Origin of the sequence: Bacillus sp. FSL P2-0099 (assembly GCF_038007445.1) — a bacterium.
GTDB lineage: Bacteria > Bacillota > Bacilli > Bacillales > Bacillaceae_G > Bacillus_A > Bacillus_A mycoides.
This window is the reverse complement of the sequence record NZ_JBBOXE010000001.1, coordinates 3,428,822-3,443,013: the sequence shown is the minus strand read 5'-3', so window position 1 is coordinate 3,443,013 and position 14,192 is coordinate 3,428,822. Positions and strand designations below refer to the sequence as shown.

General features: G+C 37.4%; 11 protein-coding genes. 9 read left to right on the top strand and 2 right to left on the bottom strand.

Features of this window, described 5'->3' with window-relative positions; genetic code table 11:
* Nucleotides 1-7 precede the first annotated feature (7 nt).
* Entirely contained in the window at nt 8-757 is a 750-nt protein-coding gene (locus tag MKY90_RS17735) for a (S)-benzoin forming benzil reductase (protein ID WP_341092142.1), read from the bottom strand.
* A gap of 117 nt (nt 758-874) precedes the next feature.
* Between MKY90_RS17735 and MKY90_RS17730 the strand changes: the two genes are divergently transcribed.
* Nucleotides 875-8,347 (top strand): DUF7507 domain-containing protein, encoded by a 7,473-nt coding sequence (locus tag MKY90_RS17730; RefSeq protein ID WP_341092139.1) that lies wholly within the window; start codon nt 875-877, stop codon nt 8,345-8,347.
* A 47-nt stretch (nt 8,348-8,394) separates the two neighbouring features.
* Here the strand turns inward: MKY90_RS17730 and MKY90_RS17725 are convergent, their stop codons facing one another.
* Entirely contained in the window at nt 8,395-8,952 is a 558-nt protein-coding gene (locus MKY90_RS17725) for a CatB-related O-acetyltransferase (protein ID WP_341092136.1), read from the bottom strand.
* A 139-nt stretch (nt 8,953-9,091) separates the two neighbouring features.
* Here MKY90_RS17725 and MKY90_RS17720 point away from each other — a divergent pair, with 139 nt between their 5' ends.
* From MKY90_RS17720 to MKY90_RS17685, 8 genes are all read left to right on the top strand, one after another.
* Nucleotides 9,092-9,433, top strand: a complete 342-nt coding sequence (locus tag MKY90_RS17720; protein ID WP_002128458.1) for an ASCH domain-containing protein — start codon at nt 9,092-9,094, stop codon at nt 9,431-9,433.
* Nucleotides 9,430-9,825, top strand: a complete 396-nt coding sequence (locus MKY90_RS17715) for an NUDIX hydrolase (protein WP_002128457.1) — start codon at nt 9,430-9,432, stop codon at nt 9,823-9,825. Before MKY90_RS17720 ends, MKY90_RS17715 begins: the two co-directional genes overlap by 4 nt.
* 86 nt (nt 9,826-9,911) lie before the next feature.
* Complete coding sequence (locus MKY90_RS17710; protein ID WP_000070943.1) at nt 9,912-10,532, top strand: acetate uptake transporter; 621 nt, start codon at nt 9,912-9,914, stop codon at nt 10,530-10,532.
* Nucleotides 10,533-10,674: 142 nt separating this feature from the next.
* On the top strand, nt 10,675-11,118 hold the full coding sequence (locus MKY90_RS17705) for a flavodoxin (RefSeq protein ID WP_001062757.1): 444 nt from the start codon (nt 10,675-10,677) through the stop codon (nt 11,116-11,118).
* Nucleotides 11,119-11,134: 16 nt separating this feature from the next.
* The gene (locus MKY90_RS17700) at nt 11,135-12,034 is read left to right on the top strand and encodes a WD40/YVTN/BNR-like repeat-containing protein (protein ID WP_002087724.1); all 900 of its coding nucleotides are present in this window, start codon (nt 11,135-11,137) and stop codon (nt 12,032-12,034) included.
* Nucleotides 12,035-12,252: 218 nt separating this feature from the next.
* Nucleotides 12,253-12,453 carry a cold shock-like protein CspB gene (gene cspB / locus MKY90_RS17695; protein WP_001179147.1) on the top strand — a complete coding sequence of 67 codons (201 nt, stop codon included), beginning with the start codon at nt 12,253-12,255 and terminating at the stop codon, nt 12,451-12,453.
* Nucleotides 12,454-12,642: 189 nt separating this feature from the next.
* Nucleotides 12,643-13,488 (top strand): exonuclease, encoded by an 846-nt coding sequence (locus tag MKY90_RS17690; RefSeq protein ID WP_063219682.1) that lies wholly within the window; start codon nt 12,643-12,645, stop codon nt 13,486-13,488.
* 341 nt (nt 13,489-13,829) lie between these two features.
* On the top strand, nt 13,830-14,177 hold the full coding sequence (locus MKY90_RS17685; RefSeq protein WP_141506975.1) for a hypothetical protein: 348 nt from the start codon (nt 13,830-13,832) through the stop codon (nt 14,175-14,177).
* Nucleotides 14,178-14,192 lie beyond the last annotated feature (15 nt).

Here is a 14,192-nt window from a genome sequence, read left to right as displayed (position 1 = left end):
CTCTTTGTTATTCATCAATTCGAATTACTTCACCCTGCGGGAAATTCTCAGTTTCTAGTAAGTTACGAATAGCTTTCGCAACATATTCAGGTGACAGCAGCTTTCCTTCTTCTTTTAATGCGGTGAATCGATCTAAGTTAATAAAGTCTTCCTTATTTGTTTCACGAATTTGTGCTTGCATATTTGTATCAACAACACCGGGTGCGAAAGCGACAGTTTTTACAGGATATTCTTTCTCCACTTCTTCAGTAGCTACGCACTGTGTAAACATATTTACACCGGCTTTCGTTGTACAATAAGCTCCCCATCCGAAATAAGGATTTTTTCCTGCTCCAGATGAAATATTTATAATGCGTTTTTCTACTTTCCAGTCTTTCGTATGTTTCATGAAAGTGGAAGTAAGAATCATTGGTGCGATTAAATTAATATGAACGTTCGTAATGAATTGTTCACTTTCTGACTTTTCAATAGGTTTCATTGGTGCAAGTGTTCCTGCATTATTAATTAAATGAATCGATGAGACATTGTCTTTTTGAATAGATGAAAAGACTTCGTTAAAATGAGTTTCTAAATTATGTACATCTTGAAGATCTATGGAATGGAAAATATAATTGCTGTCGTTTTGCTCTGCGAGTTTTGCAAGCTGTTTATTTTCTCTCCTAGAAATAGAGATAACGGTTGTATTTTTTTCTAACAATTGCACGGCGATTGCCTCACCTAAACCTTGTGAAGTTCCTGTTACGATAACGTAGCGCATAGTATAGTAAACTCCTCTCCATATATGTGGAATTTTGTTGGACAACGTACATTATATAGTTTGTCTACATTTTATAGTATAGAGCACTTTTTACTATAAATGAAATGAGATGATTGTGTGCCTTTTATGAATCGTTTTACAACAACAGTAACTGGTGCTGTCACGTTCACTGGGAACACGTTGGGACTAAGTCCTACATCACCTGCACCAAACAATAACTTCGGCACGATTGATGTGTTTACAACGATAAATACATCGCTTCAAGTGCCTGGATTCCCGGCAGGAACAACGAATGACTGGCCATTAAATTCTTCAAGTGCAATTTTGAACCTTCCAGCAGGGAGTAGTGTTTTATACGCAGAACTAGTATGGGCCGGCACATACCGAACCGATACAGAGGATGTTACAGCATTTTTAAATGATAATATTTCATTTACAACACCAGCAGGAACATTTTCTGTTGCACCAGATCCTGCAACTGCGCAGCAAGGTTCGGTAGGAAACCAGTTTTATTATGCTCGCTCTGCTAATGTAACGAATCTTGTAAGTGCAGGTGGGGCAGGCACATATACAACAGGTGCCGTGCCAGCTGCAAGAACTTCAGCTGATCCAACAATCAGTCGTTCAGCTGGCTGGACGCTTGAGGTAGTTTATCAAAATGCAAGTTTACCACTTCGGAATTTGTCAGTATATGCAGGTCAAGAAATTATCGATGCTTCATCCCCGCCAGTTGATGCTACTATTTCAGGATTTGCTACTCCAGCAACAGGAGCTGTTACAGGAAGAGTGCTCGTAACTGCTCAAGAAGGTGATTCTAACATTGTTGGAGATCAGCTTCGCTTTGGACCGAATGCAAATGCTACAGTCGCATTATTCGGACCGAGAAACCCCGCGAATAATTTCTTTCAATCACAAATTTGTAATGATAGTGGCAATCTAGATACGAGCGGCACATTTGGAGATTTGAATCAGCCGTTAGGAATCGCTTTAGCGGTCCGAAGACAAGGGTGGGATATTACGAATGTAGACGCCTCATCTTCTTTAGTAAACAATCAGACGTCAGCAACTGTTCGCTTTGTCACAAATGGAGATGGATACGCTGCAGCTGGTTTTGGTGTTCAAATTGATGCGACAGGTCCAATCATTAATCCTGTTAAATCGGTTAATAGAACAGTTGCAGGGGTAGGGGATACTCTCACCTATACGATTACGGTCCCGAACACAGGAACAGGAAGTGCAGAAAACGTTGTATTACAAGATAGTATTCCGAACGGAACGACATTTGTAGCAGGTAGTGTAACGGTAGGTGGAGTAACACAACCGAGTGCGAATCCAGCGAATGGAATTAATTTAGGTACAATCCCAAATAACACGCAAAGAATTGTTACATTTCAAGTTCGAATAACATCGTTCCCGAACCCAAACCCTATTCCAAATCGTGCAATGGTGTCATATCAATTCCGTCCTTTTGTCGGTAGTCCCCCTATTACAAGTACGTCTTCTTCAAATACAGTACAAACGACAGTGAATCAAGCAACTATAAGTATGCAAAAATCTGTAGACCTACAGACGGCAACGCTTAATGACGTATTAACGTACACAGTTAATGTCACGAATAATGGGAATGTTGCTGCAAACAATGTTATTTTTGTTGATAGTATCCCTGCAGGAACAACATTTGTCGCAAATAGTGTTACGGTAAATGGAGTAGCACGTCCAGGAGCGAATCCATCAAGTAGTATTAATCTTGGAAGTATTAATGCTTCACAAACGACTGTAGTGCGCTTTCAAGTTCGAGTAACATCTAATCCTCTTGTAAATCCAATTCCGAACCGTGCAAGTGTAACATTTAACTTTACTCCAGTGCCTGGCCAACAACCAATTTCAGGTCAAGCGACAAGTAATACTGTATTTACTACTATTAATATAGCTGATATAAGAACGAGAAAAACAGTGGATAGAGCTTTTGCGACAGTTAATGACGTTCTTACGTACACCGTTACAATTGAAAATACAGGAAATGTACTTGCGACAAATGTTATTTTTCAAGATCCGATCCCAACTGGAACGACTTTTATTCCAAATAGTGTGACTGTAGATGGGGTTTCACAGCCTGGAGCAAATCCTGCGACTGGGTTTACAGTAGCGAATATATCTCCAGGTGGAAGTAGGACAGTGACTTTTCAAGTACAAGTCACATCTACGCCATCAGGAGGGACGATTGCGAATCGTGGAAATGTATCGGCTAATTTCGTCGTTATTCCGAATCAGCCGCCAGTAACGATTAATAGACAAACGAATACAGTTGTAACACAAGTTAATACAGGTGGTTTAAATGTAATAAAGGAAGTGAATACAACGCAAGCGGCAGTAGGGGACACTTTAACATACACGATTGCCGTCCAAAATACAGGAAACGTTCCGTTAACAAATGTGTTTTTCCAAGACACTATTTCTTCCGCTGTTTCATTTGTTGCAAATACTGTAACGATTAATGGAGTACCGCAAAGTGGATTGAATCCGAATACAGGATTTTCTCTTCCAAATATTCCTGCGGCTCAAACCGTTGTAGTCACATTTGACGTATTAATTGTACAGGATCCAGAAAATGAAGATATTTTAAATCAAGCAAATGTAACAGCAAGTTTTCAAGTGAATCCGAGCGAACCGCCAGTAACAATCAATGTTCCTAGTAACATTGTGAATACAACTGTACAATCAGGGAATTTTGAAGTTGTGAAATCAGTCAATACGGATGTTGCAACGGTAGGGGATGTTTTAGTATATACAATCGAAGTCATAAATGCGGGTAGTGTACCAGCTACAAATGTATTTTTCCAAGATTCAATTCCACAAGGGACATTATTTATTGAAAACAGTGTATTTGTTAATGGTGTTTTACAAGAAGGGGCAGATCCAGAACTTGGATTCCCATTAAATAATTTGCCTACTGGCGCGAGTGTAATTGTTACGTTTGAAGTATTAATTGATGAAATTCCCCAAGGAAATAATGTCGTAAATAATGCGAATGTAACTGGAGATTTCCTTGTAAATCCAACAGAGCCACCGATTACTGTAACAGTACCAAGTAATACTGTTATGACAGTGGTGAATTCTTCAGGGTTAAATGTAATGAAGAGCGTAAGCGCTACTGAAGCAGGAGTAGGAGATACGTTAACGTATACAGTTCGTATACAAAATAGTGGAACGGTAGCAGCGACAAATGTGTCATTCCTTGATCCAATTCCATCTGGAACAACGTTTGTTGCGAATAGTGTAACAATAAACGGGATATCTCAACCCGGTTTAAACCCAACAACTGGATTTCCACTTGCTAATATTCCAGTAGGAGGGATGGTAACAGTTACTTTTCAAGTGACGATCACGAGTGTACCACCAAATAGAGTTCTTCCGAATAATGCGAATGTAACTGCGGATTTCCAAGTAAGTCCTCTCCAGCCACCAATTACAATTGTAACGATTAGTAATATTGTTGTGACGCGATTGAATGTAGGATCAATTAATGTAATAAAGAGTGTAAACACACCGCAAGCAGGTGTAGGAGATACGTTAACGTATACGATTCTTATTCAAAATACAGGAACTGTTCCTGCAACAAATATTATTTTTCAAGATCCGATTCCTGTTGGAACTGCGTTTGTAGCGAATAGTGTCACGATAAATGGAGTTGTTCAGCAAGGTGCAGACCCTGTGGTAGGTTTTCCAGTTCCGAATATTCCAGTTGGGCAAACCGTTACAGTTACGTTTCAAGTTATAGTGACGAGTGTCCCGAGTGGTGGAAATATTAGAAACCAATCAAACGTTACTGCAAGTTTTCTTATAAATCCAGCTAATCCTCCAATAACGACTGTTACGAATAGCAATTTCGTCGTGACGCAAGTAAACACAGCACAGTTAAATATACAAAAATCTTCATCTGTACAACAAGCGGCACTTGGAGAAATTTACACGTATTCTGTTGTCATTAGAAATAATGGAACGGTAACAGCAACGAATGTCTCTTTCATTGATCCAATTGCTCTAGAAACAACATTTGTAGCAAATAGTGTAACGATAAATGGAACTCCTCAACCTGGATTTGATCCAAATATAGGTTTTACGCTTCCTAATATAGCTGCTGGCACATCATTGACTGTAGCGTTCCAAGTAACAGTAGTTGCTCCATCCACGCGTGGAGCCGTACTAAACACGGCAGCTGCTACGGCCACTTTTTTATTAAATCCTTTACAGCCCCCTGTAACAACGACAAATTCAAGTAATACGACAGTAGTTACGATACCGTTACCTCCTCCTGGTGAAGTAACAGCAACCAAAACAGTTGACGTTGCAACTGGAGCGGTTGGGGATGTATTAACGTATACCGTGCTAATTTCAAACGTAGGAATTATACCTGTTACAGATGTGTTCTTCCAAGATGTCATACCAGAAGGAACGACATTTGTAGAAGATAGTGTAACGATAGGTGGGGTGCAGCAACTTGGTTTAAATCCAGAAATAGGATTTACAGTTACTCCATTATTAATTAATGGTGGAAGTATTGAGGTAACGTTCCGAGTGACGATTACAGAAATTCCAGATAATGAAGTCATATTAAATGATGCAGACGTTACATTTACTTCACAACCAAATCCGCAGGAACCACCGATTACGGAAACGATATTAACAAATTTAGTCGTTACGACAATTAATATAGCGTTTATTTTTCCGTTAAAACTAGTAGATAAAGAAGTAGCGACTGTAGGAGAAATTTTAACGTATGATGTATTGATTTTTAATTTTGGAACAGTGGCAGCGACGAATGTTCAATTTATAGATACTACTTCCGCGGGTGTAGCATTTGTACCAGGAAGTGTGAGCATAAACGGGGTACCAGCACCAGGATTAGATCCTTTTATCGGTTTTACAGTTCCAGATATACCTGTAGATGATTTTGTACTTGTCACATATCAAGAGATGGTAACGAGCATACCAGAAGGTGGAACAGTTGTTAACTTTGTAGATGTTACGGCTACATTTGCTGTAAGTGAAACAGAGCCGCCTATTACTGAAACAACGACAAGTAACACGACATTAACCGAAATAAATGAACCTGGTTTGAATGTTTTAAAATCAGTAAGTGAGCCAATTGTTGCAGTAGGCGATACAATCACATATACGACAGTAGTTCAAAATACAGGGACAGTGACAGCGACGAATATTCAATATAGTGATGTATTACCTTCCTCTATAGCATTCGTGCCGAATAGTGTAACGATAGGTGGTGTGATACAACCTGGGTTCAATCCTAATAATGGATTCCCACTTCCAGATATAAATTCAGGGGGAAGTGTAGAAGTCACATTCCAAGTAACCGTTGTTAGTGTTCCATCAAACGGAACAATTGCCAATACGGCAAATGTTACTGGAAGCTTTATATTAGTACCAGGAGAACCACCAGTTATAGTAAATCAGCCAAGTAACACAACGCTCACAACTGTAAATAGAGGACGCTTTAATGTTATTAAACAAGTCAATAGAGCTGCTACCTTAGTTGGAGATGTATTAACGTATACAGTGCAAATAACGAATACAGGAACAGTAACAGCTAACGATGTTCAGTTTATTGATACGATTTCAGCAGGAGCGTCATTTGTACCAAATAGTGTAACGGTAAATGGAACTCCGCAACCTGGTTTGAATCCGATTACTGGGTTTGGAATTGGCGATATACTTGTTGGCAATACGACTATAGTGACGTTCCAAGCGATAGTGACAAATATTCCATCTTCAGGAACGATAACGAATGTTGCAAATATAACAGGAAGTTTTACTTTAGTACCAGGAGAACCACCAGTTGTAGTAACAGAGCCGAGTAATACGACAATAACAAGGGTAAATAGAGGGCGATTCAATGTTATAAAAACTGTCAACAAACAGGCGACACGATTAGGAGATACGTTAACGTATAGTGTGCAAGTTACAAATACAGGAACGGTAACAGCGACAAATGTGCAATTTATTGACGTTCCATCACCTAGTTTAGAATTCGTTCCAGGGAGTGTACAGATAAATGGGATTCCACAAGTAGGTTTAGATCCTTTTGTAGGCTTTTCATTACCGGATCTTGCAGTAGGAGATAGCATACTAATCACATTTGAAGTAAATGTAATCGTAATTCCGCCTTCTAGTAGCATTATGAATACAGTGAGAGTAACTGGAGATTTTGAATTGATTCCAGGAGAACCACCGTTTACAATTACGAATTCAAGTAATACGACAGTCACACCAGTAAATAGAGGCAGTTTAGATATGCTGAAAGAAGTAGATCATCCAATTGTTGGAGTAGGAGAAACGGTAACGTACCGTGTTCGCATATTAAATACTGGTACGGCTGATGCAATGAATGTTCAATTTATTGATGTGTTATCTCCGGAAGCGGCTTTTGTACCAAATAGTGTAACGGTAAATGGAGTAGCACGTCCAGGAGTAAATCCGCAGGTTGGATTTACGATTTTAGACATTCCAGTCGGTGAGACGGCGATTGTAACATATGAAGCTACAATTACAAGTTTTCCAGATGGTGGTACAGTAGTGAACGTTGCTGGGGCATCGGCAGAATATATTTTAGTACCAGGGGAACCGCCAGTTACAGTGATGGACACGAGTAATACAGTTATTGTAACGGTAAATACTGCAATCTTATTTGTTGCAAAAGGAGCAAACTTTGAAGTAGCAATGGTAGGAGATGTTGTCACTTACGGAATTGCTGTTATAAATGATAGTACAGTTCCTGTGACGAATATTATTTTAACAGACATCATTGACCCAAATACGTTATTTATAAATGGCACGGTAACGGTAAATGATGTACCTTTTCCATTTGCCAATCCGAATACCGGTATCCTTTTAGGTGATTTTCAGCCGAATGATGCAGCAATTATTAATTTCCAAGTTGTAATAACAGGAGGGCAAATAAATAACTTAGTAACAAATACAGCTACAGCGAATGGGCTTGCAACTGTAAATCCTAATGAGCCGCCAGTAGTAGTTGAAGGCGATAGTAATACAGTTGTTATCCCGTTTATTCCTCAAAATGTTTCAACAACAGTCGTAAAAACGGCAGATCTTCAATCAGCAACAATTGGAGATGTTATTACGTTTACGACAGTTATTACGAATACGGGGGATACAGCGATACAAAATATTTGTTTTCAAGATATGTTAGATAGTAGTTTTCGATTTGTTCCTGGAAGTGTAACTGTTGATAATACGCCAGTGCCAAATGTAAGCCCAGTATCAGGGTTTCTTATAGGAAGTTTAAATCCAGGTGAAGCACGGACAGTTTCGTTCCAAGTAACAGTTCAGAGTGCACCAAGTGGTTCAGGAAATTATATTAATCAAGCGAGTATTCGCTTCGAACATCAAGTAGGCACAGTATTGCCACCTGTTACACAAATAATAGATAGTAACATAGTTGTCATTCCATTTGTTCCAACGATAGAACAAATTTGTGAAACAAACTTTAATTGTTTAGACAAAATTCCATTTCACTGTTCTCCGTGTAATCAGTTGCGAATAAATAAAAAATAAACACAAAAAGAGCATCCTGAAAGAATAGGATGCTCTTTTTGTTTAGATCAAGTAGCTTCTTCTTCGGGAGAAGTGAAAAATTCGTTGACTTTGTTGGAGAGTAGAAATGGAATAGCTCCTTTTATAACGGAAATGGCCCAGTCCCACCATGCAAGGTTTTCTAGTTTTTCAATGATTTCTTGCGAGAAACGATATCGAACTAGTTTGGCAGGATTACCAGCGACGATTGCATATGGAGGTACGTCTTTTGTAACAACACTCTTGGCCCCGATAATGGCCCCGTTACCAATTATAACACCAGATAAAATGCAGGATTGATAACCAATCCATACATCATTGCCGACTACGATATCACCTTTTGAAGAAGGATGACCAGTAATGTGTGCTCCTTCTTCGAAGAGGACATTAAATGGATAAGTTGTTATCCAATCAGCACGATGTTCACCGCCAAGTACGAAAACGACTTCTTCTCCTAATGAACAAAACTTACCTATTTTTAATTTTGTTTCATCATTCCAAGAAAAAATAATAGGGCCTACTTTACTGTAAGTATAATCACCGATATCATATTTATTATATTCAGGTTTTTGATTTAAATATAACATACCAATTTTAGCATCCTCTCTAAAGAAAGTAATGGATATGGAACATTATATGTAAGGTGAAGTAAGGCGAACTATGTTGTATGAAATGGTAATGTGCAAAAATGTTAGTAGGCAAGATGAATAAAAGGGAGTGAAATGTATGAGATACGAAATGGGATTATATAATAAACCTTTTCAGTCGATTCAATTAGGAAAAAAAGTATATGAAGTACGCTTATACGATAAAAAACGTCAACTTATAAAACAAGACGATGAAATTGTATTTACGAACCTTACGACAGCAGAAACGATGGCTGTAAAAGTAACGGAGATAAAACGATACGAAAGCTTTAAAGCGATGTACGAACAAATTGATAAAAAATTATTTGATTGTGAAGAACTTAGTATAAAAGAAATGTTAGAAAGTACATACGGAATATATACGAAAGAACAAGAAAAAGAATGGGGAACAGTTGCGATTGGTGTTGAGGTAATAAAGTGAGAAGAAATCGCGGTGCAGCTATAATTATACAAGGTGGTAAAATCGCTCTTATAAAACGTGTTCGAGAAGGTGAGATGTATTTTGTTTTTCCAGGCGGGGGAATTGAAGAAGGAGAAACGCCTGAAGAAGCAACGAAGCGAGAGGTTTATGAAGAATTAGGGGTACATATACAAGTGGAGCATCTGATTGCAAAGGTGGAGTATAAAGGTACGGAGTATTATTATAATGCCCATATTATAGGTGGAGTTTTCGGAAGTGGTAAAGGCGAGGAGTTCGAGCTGAAAGATAGAGGGAGTTATATTCCTTTATGGATGCCGGTAAATGAGTTGCCAAATTTAAATGTAAAACCTTATGATGTGGCCAAATGTGTATTTGATTATTATGGAATATAAGGTCTGACAACATACAAAAAAAACCATTGACATAGCCTTCTGATTTAAGTATTGTATTCGAGTATGTTTATAATCAGGAGGTTTATATGAGCAATCAAACTACTACACATCATGTGAAAATGACAACAGCAGATCCATCTGGAATCGGTCTATTTGGATTAGCGATGGTAACACTTGTAGCATCGTCTCAAAAGTTAGGCTTAACAGATGGCGTTTCACTTGTATTACCATGGGCAATCTTTTTAGGAGGATTTGCACAAATCTTTGCATGCATTCACGATGCAAAGCACAACAATACGTTCGGTACAACAGCATTTGGTGCGTACGGCCTATTTTGGTTAGGTGTTGGAATGACTTGGTTAATTCAACTTGGAGTATTTGGCGAAAAATTAGCCCAAACTGCAGATTCAAAACAGCTCGGTGTAGCCTTTATCGGATACTTGATTTTCACGATCTTTATGACAATTGGTGCAATGGAAACACATAAAGTATTATTTATGATTTTCGTCCTTATTGATTTCTTATTTATCGGTCTTTCATTAAGTACTTTAGGTGTTATGCCGCACGCAATGCATAATTTAGCAGCGTATTCTGAACTATGTATTTCATTATTATCTTTCTATGGTTCAGCAGCAGCTGTGTTAAATACACACTTCGGAAAAGTTGTATTACCAGTTGGAAAACCCTTTGGTATTTTTAAAAAGTAATAAAAAAGAACAGATGATTGTATAGTCATCTGTTCTTTTTTTTATGGAATAAAATAAAATAGCAAAAAATATAATTGAAATTGATTCTCATTATCAATATAATGAGAATGAGAATCATTTATTGTAAGAGGGGGATGCCAAAGTGGCGAAAATTTTAATAGCGTATGCAAGTATGTCAGGGAATACAGAGAGTATTGCTGATTTAATTAAAGTAAGTTTAGATGCCTTTGATCATGAAGTAGTATTACAAGAGATGGAAGGTATGGATGCTGAAGAATTATTAGCTTATGATGGAATCATTTTAGGATCTTATACGTGGGGTGATGGTGAATTACCATTTGAAGCGGAAGATTTCCATGATGAGTTAGAAAATATAGATTTAACGGGTAAAAAAGTGGCTGTTTTTGGATCAGGTGATACGGCGTATGAGCTGTTTTGTGAAGCGGTAACGATATTTGAAGAACGTCTTGTAAAATGTGGGGCAGAACTTGTACAAGAAGGATTGAAAATTGAATTAGCTCCAGAAGATAAAGAAGACGTTGAAAAATGCAGTGATTTTGCAATTGCTTTTGCCGAGAAGTTCTAGGAACGGGAGTGTCAACGTGGAAACAATGTTAAGTGCAACTGCTATTACAAAGTTAAGAGATGGAAAGCTTTTGTTAGCTACTACATATAATGGTTTATTCATTGAAAAAGATGGAGAATGGAAACAGGCTTTAACTGGTTTCCAAAAACGAATTCGAGATTTACATAGTGAAGGTAACGTAGTTTACGGAGTAGGAGACGAAGGAGTTTTTATTCGTAGTATGAATGGTGGAGAAACGTGGACGATCCAGCGCTTTCCAACGAAAGCAACGAGCTGGAATGTATGTAGTAATGAGAATGGAACAGTAATTGCTCATGGAGATAAAACACTGTATCATTCTAATAATTTTGGTTCCACATGGGAGACTATTCAGCCATTTCTTAATTACGGTAGTGAGGCACCATCTATTCGATCATTATTTTTATATAAACATTACTTATTTATCGGTACGAAAATACATACTAAATATGGTGGTGTTTGGCTTTTTGATTTAGAGACACGTAAATTAAAAAGGATTAAAATAGCGATGAATCAGATGATTTCTGCGTTGACTATACATAATTCCTATTTAGTAGCGGCAAGTGGATCGTGCAAGGGGATTAGCGGAAATATTTCTTTTTGCAGAATAAATGAGAGTATCGAAAGTGATAAAATAGGTTGGCATACATGTCAAAGTGAACAAAAAGCGAGTAGTTATTTAGATTTAAGTGTGGATCAACATGTGTTATATACAACGTCAACGCAAAATAAGGCGGGAATTAGCACTGTTTGCCGTGTGCTTCTTGAAGAAGGAATTGTTACAGTATGTGATTCGGTTAAAGGGCATGGTTGGCGCATTGTTAATGAAAAAGAAGGCTATGTTGTAGCTGGATCAGGTGAATTAAAAACGATGCAGTGGAAAAAAAAAGCTGTATAACTTAAAAAAAACTTTACTTTTATTATATTGGTATGATATAGTTACTTTAAACCATTTTACTTTTAATAATATAGAGATTTAAATGAGCTGTAACTTCCGAGGAGGATAGCAATGTTAAATCTCCTCTGGGGTTGCAGTTTTTTAATATATGATGTATTATTGTAAAGTGGTTGAAAATGAATATGTACATATAGGTACATTGTAGGAGGATTTTTTAAATGCAAAACGGTAAAGTAAAATGGTTTAACGCAGAAAAAGGTTTCGGTTTCATCGAGGTTGAAGGCGGAGAAGACGTATTCGTTCATTTCTCAGCTATCCAAGGCGACGGCTTCAAATCTTTAGAAGAAGGTCAAGAAGTTACTTTCGAAGTAGAACAAGGTAACCGTGGACCTCAAGCTACAAACGTAAACAAGAAGTAATTATGAAAAAAAGAAGGGCTTGCCCTTCTTTTTTTTTGCGTTTTTATTGAATATCCTCCTATGTACATGTAATAATAAGACTGAATTTTTGATTTTTATGCGAAGTTTTTCATGCATAAAGTGCATTAATAAATAAATACTGAAAATAAAGTATGTGTGTGAAAAGGAATTTAGAAAGAGGTAAATAAATTGAAAAACGCTACACACTTCATTGTGTTTGATATTGAAAGGAATTTTAGGCCGTATAAATCAGAAGATCCGTCAGAAATAGTTGATATTGGAGCTGTAAAAATAGATGTGAGTACAATGAAGGTTATTGGAGAATTTTCAGAGTTAGTAAAACCAAGTGCCCCATTAACTCGTCATACAACAAAATTAACTGGAATTACAAAGAAAGATTTAATAGGGGTAGGGAATTTCCCTCAAATTATAGAGAAATTTATTCAGTTCATCGGAGAAGATTCAATATTTGTTTCATGGGGAAAAGAAGATTACCGTTTTCTATCTCAAGATTGTACATTATACGGTGTAGAATGCCCATGTATGGAAAAAGAGAGTAGATTTGATGTGCAAAAATTTGTTTTTCAGGCGTATGAAGAATTATTTGAGCATACACCAAGTTTACAATTAGCAGTGGATCAGCTCGGCTTAACGTGGGAAGGGAAGCAGCACCGGGCTTTAGCAGATGCTGAGAATACAGCAAATATCTTTCTGAAAGTATATGGCGAGAGAGATATTAACAAGCGATACAAGAGACATGGTGAGCTTGAACTTGTAAAGAACGGAAAACTAACAGAAAAAGCGAAAAAAAGGATGCGGAAATGGGTGTTTAAAGAACTGAGAAAAAATACAGAGCGTCCTTTTGTATGGAATGCATTTGAAAGTAGTGACACGTGGGAAAGTATAACGGAAAGATATTATATAAGTGAATCAGCAGTAGAACTTCTGAAAAAACACTTTCCTACTGCGGTGAGAAAAGCGGAGCGGCAGCTTAGGTATTTGGCTGAGATGGAGAAAGTAGTAGAAGAAAGTTAGTAATAAAATTTATTTTATTCATATGTACAACTAGACTTCAGGATTAAGTTGCTGAAGTTTAGTTGGAGAATTCACGGCTTGTCCTGTATTGTTAATGGAATATTTTGTTGTTTTTAGTACGGATATACATAGAAAAGAGTGTAGTTTAATGGAAGTAATCTTTAACATTTTAACCGTTTTAGTTTTTTTGATAATATTTACCACACTATTTGCACTAATTACACTTCCTTTCATAGCAAAGAAGAAGAATTGGAAAAAGCTTAATATATCTTTAGCTCGTGGTGTATTAAAGATTAAAATCGAAGAATAAGATAAGAGTTTTATACAAGGGAGGTGTGATAGTGATAGACTTGGATATCAAAGACGTCACCGTAAAGATGGAATTAAACGGGGTCTTTTGGAATGAGGATGGGATCGCTGAAATGACGGTGACTACAAAAGCGGAGCATTCTCTTATTCTTCGTCTAGTAGTTGACTTAGAAAGTAAAACGATTCGTGCGATGAATGCCGAGATAGTGGGTGGGTTCTGTCCTCTATGTAAACAGAAAAGGAACGAATGCAGTGAACTTAATGACGTGCAAAATAAAATGGATATTTTAGAAGAAGCCTACGATTGGGTGAGAGAGCATCCGGAATATCGTTTTCAATTATCTTTTTACGAGTACAATAAATTTGAGGTAGTAAAGTGAAATTTTCATTTTAAC

Coding starts and splice junctions, on each gene's coding strand:
- MKY90_RS17735 (WP_341092142.1), bottom strand. CDS start 757: ATGCGCTACGTTATCGTAACAGGAACTTCACAAGGTTTAGGTGAGGCA.
- MKY90_RS17725 (WP_341092136.1), bottom strand. CDS start 8,952: ATGTTATATTTAAATCAAAAACCTGAATATAATAAATATGATATCGGT.
- MKY90_RS17720 (WP_002128458.1), top strand. CDS start 9,092: ATGAGATACGAAATGGGATTATATAATAAACCTTTTCAGTCGATTCAA.
- MKY90_RS17710 (WP_000070943.1), top strand. CDS start 9,912: ATGAGCAATCAAACTACTACACATCATGTGAAAATGACAACAGCAGAT.
- cspB (WP_001179147.1), top strand. CDS start 12,253: ATGCAAAACGGTAAAGTAAAATGGTTTAACGCAGAAAAAGGTTTCGGT.